This window comes from Corynebacterium kroppenstedtii DSM 44385 (genome assembly GCF_000023145.1).
Classification (GTDB): Bacteria; Actinomycetota; Actinomycetes; order Mycobacteriales; family Mycobacteriaceae; genus Corynebacterium; species Corynebacterium kroppenstedtii.
In genome coordinates this window covers 2,159,021-2,181,323 of sequence record NC_012704.1, presented here as the reverse complement: position 1 = coordinate 2,181,323, position 22,303 = coordinate 2,159,021, and the positions used below count along the sequence as shown (strand labels likewise).

General features: G+C 60.2%; 15 protein-coding genes. 11 read left to right on the top strand and 4 right to left on the bottom strand.

Features of this window, described 5'->3' with window-relative positions:
- Nucleotides 1-55: 55 nt before the first annotated feature.
- The 3 genes from CKROP_RS09200 (at nucleotide 56) to CKROP_RS11515 (ending at nucleotide 3,921) form a co-directional block, all read left to right on the top strand.
- Nucleotides 56-2,443, top strand: a complete 2,388-nt coding sequence (locus tag CKROP_RS09200; protein ID WP_012732475.1) for a sialidase family protein — start codon at nucleotides 56-58, stop codon at nucleotides 2,441-2,443.
- Nucleotides 2,444-2,571: 128 nt separating this feature from the next.
- Nucleotides 2,572-3,489 (top strand): dihydrodipicolinate synthase family protein, encoded by a 918-nt coding sequence (locus CKROP_RS09195; protein ID WP_012732474.1) that lies wholly within the window; start codon nucleotides 2,572-2,574, stop codon nucleotides 3,487-3,489.
- Between the two features lie 255 nt (nucleotides 3,490-3,744).
- Complete coding sequence (locus CKROP_RS11515; protein WP_012732473.1) at nucleotides 3,745-3,921, top strand: hypothetical protein; 177 nt, start codon at nucleotides 3,745-3,747, stop codon at nucleotides 3,919-3,921.
- A 174-nt stretch (nucleotides 3,922-4,095) separates the two neighbouring features.
- Here the strand turns inward: CKROP_RS11515 and nagB are convergent, their stop codons facing one another.
- Complete coding sequence (gene nagB, locus CKROP_RS09190; RefSeq protein WP_012732472.1) at nucleotides 4,096-4,872, bottom strand: glucosamine-6-phosphate deaminase; 777 nt, start codon at nucleotides 4,870-4,872, stop codon at nucleotides 4,096-4,098.
- 163 nt (nucleotides 4,873-5,035) lie between these two features.
- On the bottom strand, nucleotides 5,036-6,373 hold the full coding sequence (locus tag CKROP_RS09185; protein WP_012732471.1) for an N-acetylglucosamine-6-phosphate deacetylase: 1,338 nt from the start codon (nucleotides 6,371-6,373) through the stop codon (nucleotides 5,036-5,038).
- Between the two features lie 171 nt (nucleotides 6,374-6,544).
- Here CKROP_RS09185 and CKROP_RS09180 point away from each other — a divergent pair, with 171 nt between their 5' ends.
- Nucleotides 6,545-7,522: an ROK family protein gene (locus CKROP_RS09180; RefSeq protein WP_012732470.1), complete on the top strand. Its 978-nt coding sequence runs from the start codon at nucleotides 6,545-6,547 to the stop codon at nucleotides 7,520-7,522.
- A gap of 39 nt (nucleotides 7,523-7,561) precedes the next feature.
- Entirely contained in the window at nucleotides 7,562-8,287 is a 726-nt protein-coding gene (locus CKROP_RS09175) for an N-acetylmannosamine-6-phosphate 2-epimerase (RefSeq protein ID WP_012732469.1), read from the top strand.
- Between the two features lie 24 nt (nucleotides 8,288-8,311).
- Here CKROP_RS09175 and CKROP_RS09170 read toward each other — a convergent pair whose 3' ends face one another.
- Nucleotides 8,312-9,082 carry a FadR/GntR family transcriptional regulator gene (locus CKROP_RS09170; RefSeq protein ID WP_012732468.1) on the bottom strand — a complete coding sequence of 257 codons (771 nt, stop codon included), beginning with the start codon at nucleotides 9,080-9,082 and terminating at the stop codon, nucleotides 8,312-8,314.
- Between the two features lie 273 nt (nucleotides 9,083-9,355).
- Nucleotides 9,356-9,646, bottom strand: coding sequence for a hypothetical protein (locus tag CKROP_RS10900; RefSeq protein ID WP_012732467.1), 291 nt, complete (start codon nucleotides 9,644-9,646; stop codon nucleotides 9,356-9,358).
- A 674-nt stretch (nucleotides 9,647-10,320) separates the two neighbouring features.
- Here CKROP_RS10900 and rplJ point away from each other — a divergent pair.
- From rplJ to CKROP_RS10890, 6 genes are all read left to right on the top strand, one after another.
- The gene (gene rplJ, locus CKROP_RS09160) at nucleotides 10,321-10,833 is read left to right on the top strand and encodes a 50S ribosomal protein L10 (RefSeq protein WP_041628920.1); all 513 of its coding nucleotides are present in this window, start codon (nucleotides 10,321-10,323) and stop codon (nucleotides 10,831-10,833) included.
- A gap of 73 nt (nucleotides 10,834-10,906) precedes the next feature.
- On the top strand, nucleotides 10,907-11,293 hold the full coding sequence (gene rplL, locus CKROP_RS09155; RefSeq protein WP_012732464.1) for a 50S ribosomal protein L7/L12: 387 nt from the start codon (nucleotides 10,907-10,909) through the stop codon (nucleotides 11,291-11,293).
- A gap of 471 nt (nucleotides 11,294-11,764) precedes the next feature.
- A complete protein-coding gene (gene rpoB / locus CKROP_RS09150) occupies nucleotides 11,765-15,271 on the top strand; it encodes a DNA-directed RNA polymerase subunit beta (RefSeq protein ID WP_012732463.1) in 3,507 nt (1,168 codons plus the stop codon).
- A gap of 66 nt (nucleotides 15,272-15,337) precedes the next feature.
- A complete protein-coding gene (locus tag CKROP_RS09145; protein ID WP_012732462.1) occupies nucleotides 15,338-19,336 on the top strand; it encodes a DNA-directed RNA polymerase subunit beta' in 3,999 nt (1,332 codons plus the stop codon).
- 610 nt (nucleotides 19,337-19,946) lie between these two features.
- Complete coding sequence (locus CKROP_RS10895) at nucleotides 19,947-21,263, top strand: ribokinase (RefSeq protein ID WP_012732461.1); 1,317 nt, start codon at nucleotides 19,947-19,949, stop codon at nucleotides 21,261-21,263.
- Nucleotides 21,264-21,561: 298 nt separating this feature from the next.
- Complete coding sequence (locus CKROP_RS10890; protein WP_012732460.1) at nucleotides 21,562-22,068, top strand: TM2 domain-containing protein; 507 nt, start codon at nucleotides 21,562-21,564, stop codon at nucleotides 22,066-22,068.
- Nucleotides 22,069-22,303: the final 235 nt, after the last annotated feature.

Below are 22,303 nucleotides of genomic sequence, written 5' to 3'. Positions count from 1 at the left end.
TGCATCGTGCGAGCTTCCGGACGAATGGTAATTCGCATGGCAAACAGGAGCGCATATGTCTACGCTACGGACCACCCCATATCCTGCAGGTTCGATACTCGCCCGCGTTCGAACCACCATCGACGGCCCGCTCATCGGGGCCCACACCTCCGCGGGGGAGCTGTCGATCAGGATTGAAGATGATCATCCTCACATCACAACGCGTACCCCCGATCGGGTGCAGGACCTCGACGTTGAAGACGCCACCACCATCACCGATGGCCAATGGCACAGCATCGCCCTGATTGTCGGCCCCGAAGGCACCAAGTTTTATCTCGACGGGTACCAGGCCTTTTGTGGCACGGCGACAGCATTTCTTGCCGACGTTCAGGCGGAGGAACTCACCATCGCCGATGCCCCCGTCGACGTTGCCGACGTCGTCTGTACCGGGACCGTGTTGTCCGATAATGATGTCCTTGCGCACGCGACGCCACCCCAACCCATGGTGCAGTTCGCGGCTAACCACCTGGCTGACTACGACACGCGCCGGGTCGCGCGGCTTGGAGCAGGGACGACGTTGACACGGTTTCGCGTTCGTGGCGTCGGCCAGGGCGGAACGATTCTGTCGGCCGGGTATGTTGAGGCGGACGGTGAGGATTCTTCGAGCGCCGAAAGATTGCGCCTGTCGGTCTCGGACACGGGGCTTACCTACGAGGTTTTGACCAGTGAAGATGAGTGGCGAACCTTCGTCGTCGACGGGCACTGGGCGGACGGCACATGGCATGACGTTGTCATCCGCGCGGGGGAAGGCGCCGTCGATCTCTACGTCGACGGCTTCCGGGAAGCCCGGATCCCTGGGCAGGCATTTTTCGCCGACGCCAGCCCGGTCAACACCATTACGATCGGGCAGGATATCCACGGCCGTCGGTTATTCGGCGAGGTCGCGCGCGCCGCGATTTACCCCACTCCGCTCACCGACGGGGCGATTAAGCGGCTGTCGCATGTCGATCCCGTCCACACGCAGGCATTATTCGACCGTGGAATGCATGGCGCGGTGAGCTACAGGATCCCGTCGCTTTTGACGCTGCCGAGTGGCACGGTGATTGCCGGCGCGGATCAGCGGACGACCATCGCGAACGATGCGCCCAATGACATTAACTTCGTCATTCGTAGGTCCCTTGACGGCGGCGACCACTGGGAAGATATGCAAACCATCCTGACGTATCCAGGGTCGGGTGCCACCGGGGCGAGCGTGATCGACTCTTGCACCGTGTACGACGAGGACACCGGCACAGTTCACCTGCTGATAGACCACTTCCCGGGCGCGATCGGTCAGCCTAACAACGTTCACGGCGTGGGGCAGGATTCTGAAGGCCGGCTGATTCTGACCGACACCAGCGCTGGTGGTGCGTCGGACGCGGAGCCCTCGCCCGCAGCATCGTCGCCCGCGGCATCTTCACCCGCGACGTACGTGCTCAATGCCGATGGTTCCGTCGTCACTGAAGATGGGAAGACCACCGAGTTCAGCGTCGATAAGGAAGGCTGGGTAACCCGCGCCGGGAAACCAGCGGGGAATATTTACTTGGCTGATGGCGAGGATCCGAACCAGACGCTGCTGACCCGCCGGACGTCGTACATTGTGCATGTGACCAGCGACGATGAAGGTGCAACGTGGTCTGCACCCGAGCTGATCAACCATCAGGTCAAAGAGGAGTGGATGGCGTTCCTCGGGACGTCGCCCGGAACCGGCGTGCAGCTCCGCCACGGTGAGCATGCTGGCCGGCTCGTGATCCCGGTGTACTACTCCGGCGACAACCCGAAGCACTTTTCCTGCGCGGTGATCTACTCCGATGACCATGGCGAGACGTGGCACCGCGGCGCTTCCCCGAATGATGGTCGGCTTTTCAAAGGGGCGACGATCGATTCGCGCACACTTGCCGACGACGAAGCGTCCACGCACGAGTCCACATTGATGGAGCTCAAGGACGGAAGGCTCATGGTTCTCATGCGGAACCAGCACCCGTCCGGGCGCGTGGGCACGGCGATATCCGAGGATGGTGGGGAAACCTGGGGAGAGGTCACCTACCACCCGGATATCCCGGAGATTTTCTCGCAGCCTAATGCGATCGCGATTGATGGTCGTGCTGGGGGTTCGGGGAGTGGTGGGGCTGACGCGTCGCCTCAGGCGGGTTCGCCGCTTTATGTGTTCGCCAATGCTTCTCAATTGATGCCTTACCGTGGGAACGGGGTGCTCCGCGTTTCGACGGACGAGGGCGAGACATGGCCGATAGCGCGCACCTTCAACCCAGGCCATTACGTGTATCAATCCATGACGTATCTTCCGAGTGGAAAAATCGGGTTGCTCTGGGAAAATGAGTGGCAGGGGCTGTATCTGACGCAGATTCCGCTCAGCTGGTTTGGGCCGGAGCTACAGAAGCACGGGGGTAGTGTGCATGTCGATTAGCTAGGGAAGCGGGTGCGGCTTGGGCGCTTTCTCGGCCACGTGGCTTGCGCGCCATAGCTCGCACCCCGACCCCACATCACAGCCACCAAACATTCAACGAATCAAAAACATTTCTAAGGAGTTTTCACATGAGTTCGACCTTCCGCGGAGTTATCCCACCGGTCGTCACGCCGCTGGCCGAGGACCGCACATTCGACCGCCCCAGCTTCAACCGCAACATCGAGCGCCTCATCGACGCCGGCGTCAACGGCCTGTTCTTCCTCGGCTCTTCCGGCGAGGTCGCCTTCTCTACCGACGAGCGTCGCGACGAAATTGTCAAAGCCGCGATTGAGCAGGTCGCCGGCCGCGTCCCCGTCCTCGTCGGCTGCATCGACACCGAGACCGAGCGCGTCATCGAGCACGCCCGTCGCGCCCAAAAACTCGGCGCCGACGCCATCGTCGCCACTGCCCCGTTCTACGCACTCGGCGGAATGGCCGAGGTCGAGCAGCACTTTCGCCTCATCCACGAGGCCGTTGACCTGCCGCTATTCGCCTACGACATCCCGGTGTGTGTCCACGCCAAGCTGCCCGTCGACATGCTGGTCCGCCTGGGCAAGGACGGCGTGTTGGCCGGGGTGAAGGACTCGTCGGGCGACGACGTCAGCTTCCGGTTTCTCATTCAAGACAACGAAGACGCCGGGCACCCCCTCCAGCTGCTTACGGGTCACGAGGTAGTTGTCGACGGCGCCTATCTTGCGGGTGCCGACGGCTCAGTCCCCGGATTGGCCAACGTTAATCCCGAGGTTTACGTGCGGCAATGGAAGGCGTTCCAGAACGACGACTGGAAGGGTGTTCGCGAGGCGCAGGAAGAGGCGGCGCGCTTGATGCGCATCGTCATGGTGACCGACGGGGTGAGCGGATTCGGCGCCGGGGTCGGGGCGTTTAAGACGGCGATGAAGCTGCTCGGCGTGTTTGAGAGCAACCAGATGCCGAACCCTGTCGCGGCGCTTGAGGGTGACAACGTGAAAGCCATCGAAAAAGTGCTGAAGGACGTGGGGATGCTGTAAGGCATGCTCGCGTTGTGGGGGTGCTGTGCCTGGCTCACTGTGTGCCCCGGTGTAGCGCCGAGATGCAGGGCGCACTCGGCACACTGTCTCTGGCGTGACGCTTATTTGCTGCCCGGGTATGCCCCCGTGAACTGGCGTTTTGTCATGGTAGGGCATGGTCGGGGGCTGTCTCGAAGGAGCAACCGCGCTACCTAAGAAAAGTGTGGAGGAATATCGCAGTCCCGGAGCAAAAGTGCGGGGGAATATGGTCAATTTTTGGCCATTTTTCGCCCATATACCCCCGCAATTTTCGGCGGCCCCCATATCCCCTCGTTGTTTTCCGGCGAAGTACCCACACCCGGCCACTTGTTATCACTCGTGCTGCTCCGCTTGGGATCCGCCTACGTCTGGTCGACGCCCGAATTTATCCAGATCATCCCGAATCTGCCCTAATTTGCCCGGAAACAACCTGAGATCCATTAGGCCACCTGACACCCCACGTAGCCGAGCAACCATTCACGGTAGTCCCACATACCAAGCGCCCCTTAAGGTGAGGGGGTTTTCCCAGGCCGTGAGTATCAGCGCCCAATCGGCCCCAGCATCACGCCCCCACTCACCCCCTAGTACCTAGTACCGTTGCCACTCGGGCTTATTCTTCTCCGCGAAGATGTAGTACTCCTTGTGTTCAAGGCAAGTCGCGGCCGCTTCGTCGATAATGACGGTTGCATGCGGGTGAAGCTGCAGAACACTAGCGGGGCACGACGCACTCACCGGCCCCTCCGCCAGCGCTTGAACGGCGGCGGCTTTGTTTTTGCCGGTGGCGAGGAGCAGCAGGTGGCGCGCGTGTTGGATCGTCCCGAGCCCCTGGGTGAGCACGTGCCGCGGCACGTCGTCCTCGCTGTCAAAGAATCGCGCGTTGTCGCTCACGGTTTGCGGGTGCAGCGTTTTCAACCTCGTTGGTGAGTTAAGCGAACTGCCGGGTTCGTTGAATCCGATGTGCCCGTCGGTCCCGATCCCGAGAATTTGAATATCGACGCCGCCCGCGTTGCGAATGCGCTCGTCGTAGGCGCGCCCGGCTTCGTCGATGTTGTCGGCCAGACCGTCGGGCGAGGACACGGCTTCATCTTTGATGTCGATATGCTCGGTGAATTCCCGACGAATCGTTCGGTAGTACGACTGTTCGTGGTCTCGGGGGAGGCCAACATATTCGTCGAGAAGAAAAGCTTGGTTGTTAGCAAAAGATAGCCCGGATTCGTTATGCCGACGAATCAATTCTTGGTACGTGCCTAGTGGCGTGGATCCTGTGGCCAACCCGAGTGTTGCGCCTTCCGAGACGTACGGCTCGAGGATATCGGCAGCTTGAAGGCTTACTTGTTCGGGTGTTTTGCGGATGACAATTTCCATGACTCTTTGCTAACCCTTTCGTGTTGGTTGTCTTTCTTAACGATGTGAATGGTTTTTCTGGTTTTATTTTCTTGCCGACGTCTGGCGCTGGGCTTTTCTTGCCGACCTTCGACGCCCAACGTCCGGTTGAGGTGCTTCCTGCGCGGAGAACTCGCACGGAGGACTAGTGCGCCGACTCGGTTTCACTCTCTCGCACGTGTAGTGCTTGTCCAGCGGCGTAGACCTCTCGAAGCTGGAAGTTTGGATCCACGACGACAAAGTCGGCGGGAGCTCCAACCGATAAGTGGCCAGCCCCGGTGCCGGCTGCTGAGGAGGAGGCATCACTGCTGGCGTCACCAGAGGAAGCACCACCAGACTCCTCACACCCAAACCCGAGCACGCGTCCAGCCGTCGCGCTCGTGAACCTCACCGCATTCACCGGGTCGAACCCGCGCTGAACTGCCCGAACGAACTGGTCGAATAGCGTCGAGGTCCCGCCGGCGATCGAACCCACCGACCCGTCAGTCGTCGTCAATCGAGCCACACCATCGGCCACCGTCACGGCCAACGCTCCCAGCACGTAGGACCCGTCGGCCTTCCCGGCGGCCTCCATCGCGTCAGTAATGAAGAACGCCGAGTCGGGGAGCGCCTCCGTAACCATGTCGACGGTTCCGTTGTGGAGGTGGACGCCGTCGGCAATGAGCTCGACAAATACGCGCCCGGGGAACTTTTTCGCGGCCGTGATCATGGCGGCTGCCGCGCCGGGTGCCCGATGATGCAGGGGTGGCATCGCGTTGAACAGGTGCGTGGCGGTCACCATGATGCCCCGCTCCACAGCTTTGCTGACGAAATCGATCGTGGTGTCGTAATCCGCATCAGTGTGCCCGAGCGACAAAATGACCCCCTCGCGCGCACACACATTCAGGCAGGCCTCGGCACCCGGGCTCTCGGGAGCCAGCGTGATCTGCCGGATCAGGCCGGGGTGGCGGGAGGCGGCCCGCGCGAACATGTCGGCGTCGGCGGGCACGATCCGGTCAGGGTTCTGCGCGCCGCACTTGTGCGCGTTCACGAACGGCCCCTCCAGGTGCACCCCCGCGATCAGCCCCTCGTCCGCCAGCGGCTTCAGGATGTCCAGCTGCCGAACAATCTCCTGCTCATTGGCGCTAACAAGGCTGGCCAGCAGGGTCGTCGTCCCGTGCCGACGGTGGAACAGCGCGGCCCGGCGGCAGCTTTCCGCGTCGCCCGTCGGAAATGCTCCGCCATCGCCACCGTGATTATGGAGGTCGACAAACCCCGGAATGATTGTCGGCATATCGGATGCACTCCACATTGCCGACGGACCGCTATCCGACGGAGCCTTGCCCGAGGCCTCATCCGACCCTTCATCCGACGCATGTGTAGTTCCGCTATCCAATGGAGTAACCGATGAAATGCGTGGCCCCGTGACCTCGATGCGCGCATGTTCCGTGATGCCCGCAGTGTCAATGATTCGTCCCTCCACCGTGAAATCCGGATGGCTCATAGCCTTACGTGCTCCTAACTATGGTCGTGTGACAGTGCTGCCATGAAGAATACGATCGCTCGCAACTGCTCGCCCGCCACAACTATTGCTACTGCTAGTATAGGTTGTAAGACGTCTGACGTCCATGTCTCATGAAAATTACCGGCGACAGCGCAGAAGGGTAGAACCACTGTGGCACTCACACTCGCACTAGACATTGGCGGTACCAAGATCGCCTGGGGGCTTATCGACGACGACACCCCTCGTACAGTCATCGCCCGCGGGCGCATACCCAGCCAACCCGCGGGCGGGACCACCGCGGACCAGCTGGAGGTCGCCGTCACCGAAGCGCTGGCGTCGCCAGTGCTAGCAGTAGCCGGCGACGTCGCATCAACCCCGGCAACGTCGTCGACAAGGGAAAATAAGATCGCGCGAGTTGGGGTGGCTGCTGCCGGTGTGATCGACCCGAACACCGCGACGGTCACCCGTGCCGGGGCCACTATGCCTGGCTGGGAGGGTACCGACATTGCTGCCCGCATCCGCCGCCACATCGACGCCCCCGTGTTCGCGCACAACGACGTCCGCGTCTGGGCATTCGGCGAGTACACGCTGTGTTGGCGCGATGAGTACCCGCACTCCCGCCTGCTCTACGCCAGCTTGGGTACGGGTGTTGGTGGAGCGTTCGTCACGAACGACGATCTCGCTGCCGGCAATCGTGGCACGGCCGGTGAGATTTCCGAGCTCTATTGCCCTCACTACGGCAGCGGTGTAGCTCGGTGCGAAGACGTAGCGTCCGGTCCGGGGCTCGTTGCGACGTATCACGAAGCGATCTCGGAGCGCGAGGCTGACCCTGCACTCCCGTCGACAGTGACTGACCTATTAGACCTAGAACGACAAGGGGACTCATTAGCGACGGACGTCCTGGATCAGAACCTGCATGGTTTTGGACAGATGCTGGGAACGCTCGCGATGGGTCTTGACCTCGACGCGATCATCCTCGGTGGAGGAGTGTCGGGGCTGGGCGAGCTCATCACGCGGCGGATTCGCGAAGGTGTGCGGAGCCATCTGGCCTACAGTGTTCGCCCATGCGATATCCGCGATAGTGCCCTGCGCGAAGGCCCCCTTGTCGCCGCCGCTGTTTACGCTCGGGCACGGCATAAACTCTCGTAACCACCCTCCCCACACACCAACCGAACAAAGGAGATCTCAATGCCCTTCTCATTTTCCGCCTCAACCCCCGCTGAACAACGCCAGGAGCTGCGCTCGATTATTGCGGGCGACATCATCGTGTCCACCCAAGCCCCCGATGGTCATCCACTCCGCGACACTCACGCGTTAACGCTGAGCGCGAAGGCCTGCGTCGCCGCCGGAACCCCAGCAATTCGCTGCGGCGGCTATGGAGGAATCGCCGACATCACGTCCATTGGCGACGCCGTCGATGTCCCCATTTTCGGCCTAACGAAGGAAGGTGACTCCGGCGTGTACATCACGCCGACGGTCGCGTCAGTTAAGGCTGTTGCCGACGCCGGTGCCGCGGTGGTTTGCGCCGACGCCACCGAGCGACCTCGTCCCGACGGGTCCTCAACCAAAGACCTGGTGAAGGCCGCCCACGAGTCCGGCGCGCTGTTCATGGCGGATTGTGACACCGCGGCCAACGGGATAGCAGCGTACGAAGCGGGAGCGGACATCGTGTCCTCAACGTTGTCGGGATACACCCCGGCGACGGAGCACCTGGATGGCCCTGACCTGGACTTCATTTCCACTGTTCGGAACGAGGTGGGGGAGGAGCCGCTGCTGATCGCGGAAGGCCATTATCATTCCCCCGACGCGGTGAAGGATGCGCTCCAGCGTGGAGCCAACGCCGTCATTATCGGATCCGCTATCACCGATCCCCGGTGGCTCACGGGGTTCTACCGCAGCGAAATCAGGAAGTAGTTCGTCGAAAGCGCGTGCCGCTACCTACTTAACCCCAAGCGCTTCGCGGAGCGGTTCGTAATGGTCGACGACGGCTTGCCGGTAGGCGTCCTCGTCTCCGGCAACAATGGCGTCGACAATCTTTTGGTGCGCGTCCACGGTCTGTTCCAGGTTATCTTTCGTGGTCAGATGTAGTTTCGGCACCGCCACCATATGCACCCGCCATAGTGCTTTGGATAGCTCCTGGATAAGCCCATTGCTGGTCACGGACAGAATGTGATCGTGAAACATGGAGTCAGATTCCATGAACGGCTCGTTCCGCATGACCGCGGACTTCATTTGGTTAATAAGGCGCCCCAGGAATACGCCGTCGATGTCGTCGCGATGCTCAATGACGTCGCGCGAGATCTGCAAATCCAACGCCTGTCGCGTGTCTACCACATCGATCAGCCGCGACCGCGCATGGTCGTCGTCGAGAGTAATGCGCAGAGTAAGGCCATTGACCAGGGGCTCCAGAGACATATCGGCGACGAATGTGCCGAAGCCGCGTCGGACCTCGAGGATATCCAGGCTCACGAGGGTCCGGATCGCTTCCCTGACCGACGATCGCGACAGCTTGAGCGATTCCACAATCGTGAGCTCGCTGGGCAGTGGGTCGCCGACTTTAAGGTGGTTGTCCCGGATGTAGGCGACAATCGACTGCATGGCCACATCAGTTGCCGAACGGGCCTCAGAACCGAAGAGCCCCGTATTGCTGCTCCTATAGCTGCGGCCGGTGCCAGCGGAATGCGATTTGGTGTTGTCTTGGCCACTCACAGTGAAGCTGACCGCTCCTTCATTGCCGGTTGGTTGTCGTGTACAAGGGTCGTACGAGGACTATTTTTACAAGAATTATTGTCCTGTACGAAGAGGGGATATGTATGGGAATTGCGTATTCGGGGGTATCGGGGTTTAGTGCCGACGTTTGTTTCGTGGGGTTGGAGAATGCGACGAGCCCGGAAATTCGGCCCGCGAAATCACGCAACCATGAAACGACGGGATCACCGTCGGATATTAACAGTGATCCCGAATTCGTTTGCTCGCCGAGTCTTACAGCCCCTGGCTGACCTGGTCAATCAGGTTCTGGGTGAAGTCCTTCGGCTGCGGCTTCACAAAGAAGGTGCCGTCGGTGGCTTTCGCGACCGTGTCGCCCGCACTCGCTGTTTCCCCGTGGGGGAGCTGGAACTGCACGTTGTCGCGGGTCTCGAACGTCGGCTTGACGTAGTCGCCACCCTCGATCCACTGCTTCAGCGCAGCTTCGCTGGTGCTGGAACCGCTGTGAACGTGCGATTCGACGATGTCAACGTTGGACATATCAGCGGGTGGGGGAAGAACGATCATTGATAACTCCTTCAATGAGGCGGTAAAACTTCAAATGTGCATCACGCGGGGTCACATGCATCGCGTATGGTCATGTGTTGTAGGCACAGTCGCGCACGAGGAATGCCTACCGATCTTGCGCAGGTAAAACGTGCGCGGAAAATTGTGCCGATTATGCTTTTCTACTATAGACGCAGATGTATGACAATCCTTCTTTTTGCAAACCGAAGCATTGCGGGTTGATGGCAAGCCGACGGCGGGCCTAATTGCCGACGATGAGGCTGCGACGTTCGAGCGTCGACCCAAATGTCGGAACTGCGTCGCCCCCAAACGTCGTCGATTTTGAAAATGTGGACTCGGTGTGTAGTCTCCACCGAGGAACTTTAGGATAGTTCACGTTTCACCACAGACCGTCGGTCCTCAGGGAAATCTGAGCGAAGTGTTGCTCATCCGAGTGACGGCCCACGCAGGAGACAACGCGAACGCAAAGTATTCATCACCACACTCCAGGCTCTAACCGGATACAAGGCTTCAACCGGGAAGTGCGAAGTTCAGGGTGTAGCCGACGCGAACGTCGGAACCCGGACACGATATAGCGAGTGATGAAGGAATTGCGCGCCCCGCCTCCTGTGCGGGGCGTTACTCATTGGGTCTCCCCGACGGTGAAACTTACCGAAGGAAGGAGGCGAGAGTACATGGCCAACCCGAAGAACACTGCAGCTGTCAAGGAGCTCACTGCGCGTTTCCAGAACGCAAGCAGTGCAATCCTGACGGAATACCGTGGTCTGTCCGTTACTGAGATGACAGAGCTGCGAAAGGAACTTGGCGCTGAGGTTGAATACTCCGTCGCCAAGAACACCATGATCAAGCTCGCCGCACGCGAAGCTGGCGTCGAAGGTCTTGACGAAGAACTTCTTAACGGCCCCACCGCTATTGCATTCATCAATGGCGAAGCGGTCGATGCCGCGAAGGCAATGAAGAAGTTCGGCGCAGACCACGACGCTTTCGTGGTTAAAGGCGGAACAATGGATGGTTCGGCTCTGACGGCCGAGCAGATCCAGCAGCTCGCGGACATGGACAACCGCGAGACCACACTGTCCAAGATCGCCGGTGGATTCAACGGCGTTCTGGCAAACGTTGCGTCCTTGCTGGGCGCACCGCATTCCGAGATGGCACGCCTGGCCGCGGCCCTCGAGGAGAAGAAGTAAACACTGTCGGTTCGCCGCCGACAGGCGGGTACGGAACCTCCCACACGAAGACGCGTAGAAAGGAAGCCATATCATGGCTAAGTACACCAACGAAGAGCTCATCGAAGCTTTCAAGGAAATGACCCTCGTTGAGCTCACCGAGTTCAAGAACCTCTTCGAAGAGACCTTCGACGTCACCGCTGCTGCTCCGGTTGCTGTTGCTGCTGCAGGCGCTGCCGGTGGCGAGGCTGCTGCTGAGGAAGAGAAGGACGAGTTCGACGTCGTGCTCGAGGACGCTGGCGCCAAGAAGATCGGCGTTATTAAGGTCGTCCGCGAGGTCGTCTCCGGCCTGGGTCTGAAGGAAGCTAAGGACCTCGTTGAGTCCGCTCCGAAGGCTATCCTCGAAGGTGCCTCCAAGGATGACGCCGAGGCTGCCAAGACCAAGCTCGAAGAGGCTGGCGCAAAGGTTTCCCTCAAGTAAGACAGGGATATGCGCGATTAACTCAGCGCAACGCGCAGCGCACCCGATTCCGGCCCATACGGTGCGGGAACGGTGTGCAGCGTAAATACCGCAAACAGGGGCTTCCCACCATGGTAGGCCCCTGTTTTGTCATATGTACTAGGGTATTGGCGCTAGGGTAGTGGTGTAGGCGCCCCGTCCGTTCGCGCGACGTTCCACCGCGCCCCACCGCGGAGCTGCACGCTAAGTTCCGCGCCCCCACCACAGAGTGATAAAAACCATTAGACATGGTGCCATAACTAGTATAAGATAGTCCGTTGCGCTTGATCCCCGTGCACAGATTTCTTTTTAGGCCTTGTACCAATTCCTTCAAAAACAGGATTTGACAAGGTCCTTTAGTGATATCCAACCACGGATGATCCGCTTTTTGGAAGAAGACACTCACTCTTTTCACGCAGGCAAACCACAGCGAGCACGGTCACCCCGCGTGAGGTGCTGGAAGGACCCATCTTGGCAGTCTCCCGCCAGACCAGTTTAACGTCCGGAATCCCCGGCGCGACGAAACGCTACTCGTTCGCGAAGATTAAAGAGCCGATCGAGGTCCCTGGCCTCCTCGATCTGCAGCGCGACTCGTTCGCGTGGCTTATTGGCGCACCCGAATGGCGCGCTAAGAAGCAGGCTGAGTCCGAAGAAGGCGCGCGTATTACCAGCGGCCTGGAGGATATCCTAGAGGAGTTGTCTCCCATTGAGGACTACTCCGGCAACATGTCCCTCACCCTATCCGAGCCCCGCTTCGACGACGTCAAGAACACGATCGATGAAGCCAAGGATAAGGACATTAACTACTCCGCCCCGCTCTATGTGACGGCGGAATTCACCAACGCCATGTCTGGCGAAATTAAAAGCCAGACCGTCTTCATTGGCGATTTCCCAATGATGACGGACAAAGGCACGTTCATCATCAACGGTACCGAGCGTGTCATCGTGTCCCAGTTGGTTCGCTCTCCTGGCGTGTACTTCGACGAGTCCATCGACAAGTCGACCGAGCGCCCTCTGCACTCCGTCAAGGTCATCCCTTCCCGCGGTGCATGGTTGGAGTTCGACATCGATAAGCGCGACACCGTCGGCGTCCGCATCGACCGTAAGCGTCGTCAGCCCGTCACTGTGCTGTTGAAGGCTTTGGGCTTGTCGACGCAGGACATCACGGATCGTTTCGGTTTCTCCGAACTCATGATGTCCACCCTTGAGCACGATGGCGTCGCTAATACCGACGAAGCTCTCCTGGAGATCTACCGCAAGCAGCGCCCGGGTGAATCACCCACGCGCGACTCCGCTCAGGCTTTGCTGGACAACAGCTTCTTCAACCCGAAGCGCTATGACCTGGCGAAGGTTGGTCGCTACAAGGTGAACCGTAAGCTCGGATTGGGTGGCGGCTCCACCACGGGTGAGCACACGCTGACTGAAGAAGACATCCTGACCACCATTGAGTACTTGGTGCGTCTGCACGCCGGTGAGCGGACGATGGAATCGCCCGACGGCACCGAGCTGATGATCGCCACGGACGATATCGACCACTTTGGTAACCGACGCCTCCGCACCGTCGGCGAACTGGTCCAGAACCAGGTTCGCGTCGGCCTGTCGCGTATGGAGCGTGTTGTGCGTGAGCGCATGACCACGCAGGACGCGGAATCCATCACGCCGACCTCGCTGATCAACGTGCGTCCCGTGTCGGCCGCGATCCGCGAGTTCTTCGGAACGTCGCAGTTGTCGCAGTTCATGGACCAAAACAACTCCCTGTCTGGCCTGACTCACAAGCGTCGCCTGTCCGCCCTTGGACCTGGCGGTCTGTCGCGTGAGCGCGCCGGCCTGGATGTTCGTGACGTCCACGCCTCGCACTACGGCCGCATGTGCCCGATCGAGACGCCTGAGGGTCCGAACATTGGCTTGATCGGCTCCCTCGCGTCCTACGCACGTGTTAACCCGTTCGGGTTCATCGAGACGCCGTACCGTCGCGTCGAAAATGGGCAGGCTACCGACGTTGTTGACTACCTCACCGCTGATGAGGAAGACCGGCACATCGTCGCGCAGGCAAACACGAAGATGGACTCCGAAGGTCGCTTCGTTGAGGACACCGTCGAGGTCCGCATGAAAGGCGGAAACGTTGAGGTCGTCCCCGCAAGTGAAGTGGACTACATGGATGTGTCCCCGCGCCAGATGGTGTCCGTGGCTACCGCCATGATTCCGTTCCTGGAGCATGACGACGCCAACCGTGCCCTAATGGGTGCGAACATGCAGCGCCAGGCTGTGCCGCTGCTGCGCAACGAAGCGCCCTTCGTCGGCACTGGTATGGAACTGCGCGCCGCCCACGACGCCGGCGACGTTGTGATCGCTCGCCGCTCGGGTGTCGTCGAAACGGTGTGTGCAGACTTCATCACCACCCTTGGCGATGACGGCCAGCGCGACACCTTCCTGCTGCGCAAGTTTGAGCGCACCAACCAGGGGACTTGCTACAACCAGAAGCCCCTCGTTGAGGCTGGCGACCGCATCGAAGAGGGACAAGCCCTCGCCGACGGTCCCGGCACCGAGAACGGTGAGATGGCTCTCGGCCGTAACCTCCTCGTGGCATTCATGCCATGGGAAGGCCACAACTACGAGGACGCCATCATCCTCAACCAGCGGATTGTCGAGGAAGATGTCCTCACCTCAATTCACATTGAGGAACACGAGATCGACGCCCGCGACACCAAGCTGGGGCCAGAGGAAATCACCCGCGATATCCCGAACGCATCCGAAGATATCCTCGCTGACCTTGATGAACGCGGTATCGTCCGCATCGGTGCCGACGTTCGCGACGGCGATATCCTCGTCGGTAAGGTCACCCCGAAGGGTGAAACCGAGTTGACGCCGGAAGAGCGGCTCCTCCGCGCCATCTTCGGCGAGAAGGCCCGCGAAGTTCGCGACACCTCCATGAAGGTTCCGCACGGTGAAACAGGCAAGGTCATCGGCGTTCGCGTGTTCTCCCGCGAAGACGACGACGACCTCGCACCCGGTGTCAACCAGATGGTCCGCGTGTACGTCGCACAGAAGCGCAAGATCCAGGACGGCGATAAGCTCTCCGGCCGCCACGGCAACAAGGGTGTCGTCGGCAAGATCTTGCCTGCCGAGGACATGCCGTTCCTGCCCGACGGAACGCCGGTTGACGTCATTCTGAACACGCACGGTGTGCCGCGTCGTATGAACATCGGCCAGGTGCTGGAACTTCACCTTGGTATGCTCGCGAAATCCGGGTGGAAGGTTGACCCCGAGTCCCAGGACCCCGCGATCAAGGCCATGCTGGAAACGTTGCCGGAGGACCTCTACGACGTCCCCGCCGATTCCCGCGTTGCCACCCCGGTGTTCGACGGCACGACCAACGAAGAGCTGTCCGGACTGATGCGCTCCTCGCGGCCCAACCGCGACGGCGACCAAATGGTTAACGAATTCGGCAAATCCACCCTGATCGACGGCCGGACGGGCGAGCCCTTCCAGCAGCCGATCTCCGTGGGCTACATGTACATGCTGAAGCTGCACCACCTGGTCGACGAGAAGATCCACGCGCGCTCCACCGGCCCGTACTCCATGATCACCCAGCAGCCGCTCGGTGGTAAAGCACAGTTCGGTGGCCAGCGCTTCGGTGAGATGGAAGTGTGGGCCATGCAGGCCTACGGGGCCGCCTACACGCTGCAGGAACTCCTGACCATCAAATCCGACGACGTCGTCGGCCGTGTCAAGGTGTACGAAGCCATCGTGAAGGGCGACAACATCCCCGACCCGGGAATTCCGGAGTCCTTCAAGGTGTTGCTCAAAGAGCTGCAGTCTCTGTGCCTTAACGTTGAGGTCCTCTCCGCCGACGGAACCCCGGTTGATCTGGGTGCCGACGATGACGACCTCGACCAAGCCAACGCATCCTTGGGTATTAACCTCTCCCGCGACGAGCGCTTCGACGCTGACGCGGTGTAGAGACCTCCCAACTAGTAACCAGTAATCATCCGAACAACCCTCGTGAACGAGGGGAAAGGACGTTACGTGCTCGACGTCAATCTTTTCGACGAGCTCCGCATCGGTCTCGCCACGGCCGATGACATCCGTCGCTGGTCACACGGCGAGGTCAAGAAGCCCGAGACCATCAACTACCGCACCCTAAAACCCGAGAAGGACGGCCTGTTCTGCGAACGCATCTTCGGGCCAACCCGCGACTGGGAATGCGCCTGCGGTAAATACAAGCGTGTCCGCTACAAGGGCATCGTCTGTGAACGCTGTGGCGTGGAAGTGACCAAGTCCAAGGTCCGCCGTGAGCGCATGGGCCACATCGAGCTGGCCGCGCCCGTCACCCACATCTGGTACTTCAAAGGCGTCCCCTCACGCCTGGGGTACCTGCTGGACCTCGCGCCGAAAGATCTGGAAAAGATCATCTACTTCGCCGCGAACATCATCACCTCGGTGGACGAGGAGGCCCGTCACACGGACCAAGAAACCCTCGAAGCCGACATCTTCATGGAGAAGAAAGAGGTCGAGGCCGACCGCGACGAAGAACTCGCGGAGCGCCAGCAGAAGCTGGAAGAAGACCTCAAAGAGCTCGAGTCCAACGGTGCGAAAGCCGACGCCAAGCGCAAGGTTCAGAACGCCGCCGAGCGCGAGATGCGCCACATCCGTGAGCGTGCCGAGCGTGAAATCGACCGGCTCGACGAGATTTGGAACACGTTCATCAAGCTTGCCCCCAAGCAGATGATCGTCGACGAAACCATCTACTCCGAGCTTGTCGACCGCTACGAGGACTACTTCACCGGCGGCATGGGTGCAGAAGCCATCCAGACGCTGATCAAGAACTTCGACCTCGAAGCAGAAGCGGAGAAACTCAGCGAGGTTATCCGCGACGGCAAGGGACAAAAGCAGGTCCGCGCGCTCAAGCGCCTGCGTGTTGTCGCCGCTTTCCTGCGCTCCGGGAATGACCCGGCAGCGATGGTCCTGGACGCCATCCCGGTGATCCCGCCCGAGCTTCGCCCGATGGTTCAGCTCGACGGTGGCCGGTTCGCGACGTCGGACCTCAACGACCTGTACCGTCGCGTCATCAACCGTAACAACCGCCTGAAGCGCATGATCGACCTCGGCGCGCCCGAGATCATCGTGAACAATGAGAAGCGCATGCTTCAGGAATCCGTCGACGCGCTCTTCGACAACGGCCGTCGTGGACGCCCGGTCACGGGCCCCGGCAACCGTCCGCTGAAGTCGCTCTCTGACCTGCTGAAAGGTAAGCAGGGCCGCTTCCGTCAGAACTTGCTGGGTAAGCGTGTCGACTACTCCGGCCGTTCGGTGATTATCGTCGGCCCGCAGTTGAAACTGCACCAGTGCGGTCTGCCGAAGCTCATGGCGTTGGAGCTGTTCAAGCCATTCGTCATGAAGCGCCTGGTGGAGAAGTCCTATGCGCAGAACATTCGCTCTGCGAAGCGGATGGTTGAGCGGCAGCGTCCCGAAGTGTGGGACGTCCTCGAAGAAGCCATCGCGGAACACCCCGTCATGCTCAACCGTGCGCCGACGCTGCACCGCCTGGGTATTCAGGCGTTCGAGCCGGTCCTCGTCGAGGGCAAAGCTATCCAGCTGCACCCCTTGGCATGTGAGGCCTTCAACGCTGACTTCGACGGTGACCAGATGGCTGTCCACCTGCCGCTGTCCGCGGAGGCTCAGGCTGAGGCCCGCGTGCTGATGCTCGCCTCCAACAACATTCTGTCCCCGGCATCCGGTAAACCACTGGCCATGCCGCGTCTGGACATGGTGACCGGCCTTTACTTCCTCACCCTGGAAAAGAGCGAGGATCAGCTCGGTGGCGAGGGCGCCTACCACGAAGCCGACGAGAACGGCCCGAAGCGTGGCACCTACTCGTCCTTCGCCGAGGCCCTCATGGCGCGCGACCGCGGAGTGCTTGGCCTCCAGGCACCGATCGAGGTTCGCATCAGCCACCTCCGCCCGCCGGAGGACATCGAGGCAGAACTGTTCCCCGACGGATGGCAGCGTGGCCAGAAGTGGACCGCCCACACCACTCTCGGCCGCATCATGTTCAACGAACTGCTGCCGTGGAACTACCCGTTCGTCAACGGTGTCATGGCGAAGAAGGCACAGGCCGTCATCATCAACGACCTCGCCGCGCGGTACCCGATGATCACCGTCGCGCAGACCGTCGACAAGATGAAGGACGCCGGTTTCTACTGGGCAACCCGGTCCTGCGTCACCATCTCCATGGACGACGTGCTCGTTCTTCCCAACAAGGAAGAAATCCTGCAGCGGTACGAGAAGCAGGCTGCGACCATCGAAAAGAAGCTCGCTCGAGGCAAGATCAACAACGAAGAGCGCTACCGCTCCCTCGTTGACCTGTGGAAGGAATGCACCGACTTCGTTGGTGAGTCCGTCGAGAAGATCTACCCCGACGACAACCCGATCCCGATGATCGTGAAGTCCGGTGCTGCCGGTAACATGCGCCAGATCTGGACGCTGGCTGGCATGAAGGGCATGGTCACGAACTCGCGTGGTGACTACATCACCCGCCCGATCAAGACGTCCTTCCGTGAGGGCTTGTCGGTGTTGGAGTACTTCAACAACTCGCACGGTTCGCGTAAGGGCCTGGCCGACACCGCTCTGCGTACCGCAGACTCCGGTTACCTCACGCGTCGTCTTGTCGACGTTGCTCAGGACGTTATCGTGCGCGAAGACGACTGTGGGACTCGGAAGGGTCTTGAGGTCGACGTCGCGAAGCCGGTGTTGGACGCTGAGGGCAACGAAACGGGAGAATTCACCCGCGCTGAGTTCTTGGAGACCGCGCTGATCGGCCGTTACCTGGCCAAGGATGCTGTCAACGACAATGGCGACGTTATTTACGAGCGTGGCGCCTTCGTCGGCGATGCCGAAGCCAAGAAGATGGTTGCCGAGGGTGTACGGACCGCTACTGTCCGGACGGTCATGATGTGTGAAACCGCCACCGGCGTGTGTGCGACCTGCTATGGACGGTCCATGGCCACCGGCCAGAAGGTGGACATCGGAGAAGCCGTCGGTATCGTCGCCGCACAGTCCATTGGTGAGCCTGGTACGCAGCTGACTATGCGTACGTTCCACCAAGGTGGTGTCGGTGGCGATATCACCGGTGGTTTGCCCCGTGTGCAGGAGCTCTTCGAGGCCCGCGTGCCGAAGAACCAGGCGCCGATCGCGTCCACTGAGGGCACGATCAAGCTCGAAGACGACGGCAACTTCTACACGCTGACCATCACGCCTGACAACGGCGAGGACGAGGTCGTGTACGAGAAGCTGTCGAAGCGCCAGGGTCTGGCAGTGACGCAGGAACCCGGCGGATTCGAACACCAGCTGCGTACCGGCGACCATGTTGTCACAGGCCAGCCACTGCTACGTGGCGCTCCCGATCCGCACGAAGTGCTTCGCGTTGAAGGCGTGACGGGTGTGCAGAAGCACCTCATTGAGCAGGTGCAGAAGGTCTACCGTGACCAGGGCGTGGCGATTCACGACAAGCACATCGAGATCATTGTCCGGCAGATGCTGCGACGCCTGACTGTCGTCGATTCGGGATCCACCGAATTGTTGCCGGGTAGCCTGATTGATCGGAACGAAGCGCGAGCTATTAACAAGGCCGTCGCGACGAATGGTGGCGAGGGTGCCGCCTTCCGTCAGGAGATCATGGGTATCACCAAGGCGTCGTTGGCCACGGAATCCTGGTTGTCGGCGGCGTCGTTCCAGGAGACCACGCGTGTCCTGACCGATGCGGCGATCAACAAGCGGTCCGATAAGCTCATCGGTCTGAAGGAGAACGTCATCATCGGTAAGCTCATTCCGGCTGGTACGGGCATCTCCCGCTACCGGAACATCTCGGTTGAGCCGACCGAGGAGGCCCGTGCGCAGGCGTTCTCCATGAACACCAGCTACGGCGACGGCTTCTACGGCGAAGACGGTGCGTACGGCGAATTCACCGGCGCGGCCGTTCGTCTGGATGACCAGGGGTTTGATGGAGGCTTCGGCGACATTAGCTAGGTGAGCCTTTGAGGGGTGGTTCGTTGCTGGCGGGCCGGTTAGCCGGCCAGCGTGCTGCCGGCGTGCTGCCTCTCAAAAATGATTTATCGGCAAATTCCCGGGTGCGAGTTATCTCGCACCCGGGAATTTTCTATTTTAATTGGATTTTGGCATCTCTTGTTAGGTTTTCGTGGCTGAGAGAGGTGTGTGGGGAAGGGCGTTTAGGTTCTCATTCGAGTTGTGTAGTGCGAACGCGTGTGCCCGCGGAGAAGCGCGGGCCCAAGTCGACATTGCCACCGAAAACTGCGCTGGTATATCTCACTTTGCCCGGGCTCCAGGAAAACTGCGGGGGTATATGGCCAATTTTCGGCCATTTTTCGCCCTTATACCCCACACTTTTCAGTTGGGCACCCGATATTCCCCCGCAGTTTTCCGTCGGAGAGAGCGAAGGCCTATTTCTGAGTGCATTGAATGCGTCAAAGGGGGAAAGGTTCGTTTCGTATGCTATTTATACCGGTCGTACATGAGAGACCACGCCCATCATGCGCGGTAAGCCTCGCAGCTCGTACCGGGTAAGCTCCGCGCTCATACGCAACCACCCACCTAACCTCACCAGATCTCTAAATAACCTATGAAAAGCAATCTAGACCTCACGAAAGTCAAAGAAACCCTCACGTCCGTCGTCTCTTCGCCGGGAAAAGTCACTGTCGTCGGCTCGCTCAACGTCGATCTGACTGCGCGTGTCGAGGAATTCCCGGCTCCCGGGGAAACAGTCCCAGCCGCTGACCTGACGTATGTGCCCGGCGGTAAGTCCTCGAATCAGGCGGTCGCGGCGTCGAAAAGTGGCGCGAATGTCGCGATGGTGGGCGCGGTTGGCCACGATGCTTACGGGAGCTTCGTCCAGCGAAGTTTAGAGGATGCGGGGGTCGATACGTCGAAGGTTGTGGCCCGCGATCTGCCCACCGGGACCGCGCTGATCACGGTGAATGCGGCTGGTGAGAACACGATCGTGTACTCGGCAGGCGCGAATCGGAGTGTGTCGCGGGCGGACATGCAGGCGGCTGCGGATGTTCTGCAGTCTGCGGATGTTGTCGCGGTCGGCTTTGAATCTCCCGCGAGTATGGTTGCGACCGCGATCGATGTGGCTCGCTCTGCTTCCGACGCAAATACTGAAACAAGCGCGAACGTCGACCAAAACAACCAGCCCCGTAACCACCGGAATAATGGTGGCGAAGCTCGGGGAACTCGCCGCTCACCGCAGATTATTTTGAATTATTCTCCAATTATCGACGTTAACCCGGGGCGGTTGATCGGGGTCGATATCGTGGTTGTGAACGAGGTTGAGCTGCGTGCCTTGGGGGAGCGGTATGGATTCGCCCAATTGCCGACGCAGGGACGAGGGGGATTGGCTAACGTAGCCGGATCCAAGATCGACGAACATGTCGGCGCAAAGCCCGAGGACGCTCCTACTGTTCGCGACTCCGCAAGCAGCATGGCTAAAGAAGATGGTGCGGATGAAAATGGCCTGTTCACGACGGCGACGCGGCTAGTCGCCGCGATGGGCCTCAGAGGCTTGATCGTGACGCTCGGCCCGGAGGGCTGTTTTGTCGTGGAGTCGGAGGATTCAGCTGAAAGCGGTGACGTTAATCCGACGAGTGACGCGGACCGAAGCGATCGGGTCAACCCCACCGCCCTCACTACTAATGGCGTGTATGTGCAGGGATATCCAGTCGATGCAGTCGATTCAACCGGGTGCGGGGATTGCTTTATGGGGACGGTCGCCGCATCGATAGCCTCCGGACGAAATCTGCTCGATTCCGCCGGTTTAGCGACGTTCGTTGCATCTCGCGCCGCGACCAAGCAGGGCGCTCAAAGTTCATATTCCTCGGCCGACGAACTCGCTGACCAGCTCAAACACGACCAAGCGAACCAGCAAACACGGAGCTGATCGACAGGGCGATTGATGGGCGGGCTCGATGGCCACGTATCACCGCACACACCACCCCCCCCGTCGAGAATTCTTCGTATCAGGGAACATTTCGGGCTTCAGCGGAACACATCAAATAGAGGCTGAGAGCGAGCGTCGACAAGCCTAATAAGAACGTCAACAACGACAAACGATCCGTCCAAGAACGAGCCGCACAACACCGGTCCGCACAAGAACGGTTCACGTAACAACGATCCGCAACGGACACCGCACTCGGCCACCGAACTAAAACCGTCCCGAAGACCCCGAAGGAATCGTCATGACTTACCCCAACAACCCGAGCAGCCCATATCAGGGATCCAGCGACCCTTACTCGGGATCGTCCACCGGTTTCGGTGCGCCCGGTTCTGGGGAGGGCGGAATGCCGGCCACCTATGAAAGCGGACAGGTCGATTCGGCATTTGGTGGCGGCCAGTATGGCAGTCCCGAGGGTCAGTATGCGCAGCCCAACCAGTGGAATCAGGGTGCGCCGCAGTTCGGCAACGGCATGGGCTCGGTTCCGCAGGGTCGGCAGAAGAGCAAAGTAGTCGCCGCCGTGCTCGCGTTTTTCCTGGGCGGCTTCGGAGCGCACAACTTCTACCTCGGGTATATCGGGGTCGCCTGCGCCCAGCTCGCAATCCTGTTGATTAGCGTTCCTTTGATGTTCGTTGTTGTCGGTTTCTTTACCGACGCCGCCCTCTCCATTTGGGTTTTGGTCGAATTCATCATGATCCTCGCTGGTTCGGCACGTTTCGCAAGCGATGCCAACGGCGTGCCTGTTCGTTAAAACCGGAGTGTTCGGGAGGCAATTTTCCGACGAAGCGTGCCGACGAAAACGACGCGTTGCCCGGAACACGAATGCTCCATCAATCGGAACGCGAACGCTCCATCGACCGGAGCGCGCATGCGCCATTAGCCGTCGCGCGTAAAACGCAATCGAACAAGGGTCCGGTGAGTCTGTGAGGTACGCAAGGGTCGATTAGAGTAATTACCCGGAATGCGATCAACCTAACAGGTAAGGC

Coding starts and splice junctions, on each gene's coding strand:
- CKROP_RS10895 (WP_012732461.1), top strand. CDS start 19,947: ATGAAAAGCAATCTAGACCTCACGAAAGTCAAAGAAACCCTCACGTCC.
- CKROP_RS09175 (WP_012732469.1), top strand. CDS start 7,562: ATGCCCTTCTCATTTTCCGCCTCAACCCCCGCTGAACAACGCCAGGAG.
- nagB (WP_012732472.1), bottom strand. CDS start 4,872: ATGGAAATTGTCATCCGCAAAACACCCGAACAAGTAAGCCTTCAAGCT.
- rplJ (WP_041628920.1), top strand. CDS start 10,321: ATGGCCAACCCGAAGAACACTGCAGCTGTCAAGGAGCTCACTGCGCGT.
- CKROP_RS10900 (WP_012732467.1), bottom strand. CDS start 9,646: ATGATCGTTCTTCCCCCACCCGCTGATATGTCCAACGTTGACATCGTC.
- rplL (WP_012732464.1), top strand. CDS start 10,907: ATGGCTAAGTACACCAACGAAGAGCTCATCGAAGCTTTCAAGGAAATG.
- CKROP_RS09185 (WP_012732471.1), bottom strand. CDS start 6,373: ATGAGCCATCCGGATTTCACGGTGGAGGGACGAATCATTGACACTGCG.
- CKROP_RS09195 (WP_012732474.1), top strand. CDS start 2,572: ATGAGTTCGACCTTCCGCGGAGTTATCCCACCGGTCGTCACGCCGCTG.
- CKROP_RS09200 (WP_012732475.1), top strand. CDS start 56: ATGTCTACGCTACGGACCACCCCATATCCTGCAGGTTCGATACTCGCC.
- CKROP_RS10890 (WP_012732460.1), top strand. CDS start 21,562: ATGACTTACCCCAACAACCCGAGCAGCCCATATCAGGGATCCAGCGAC.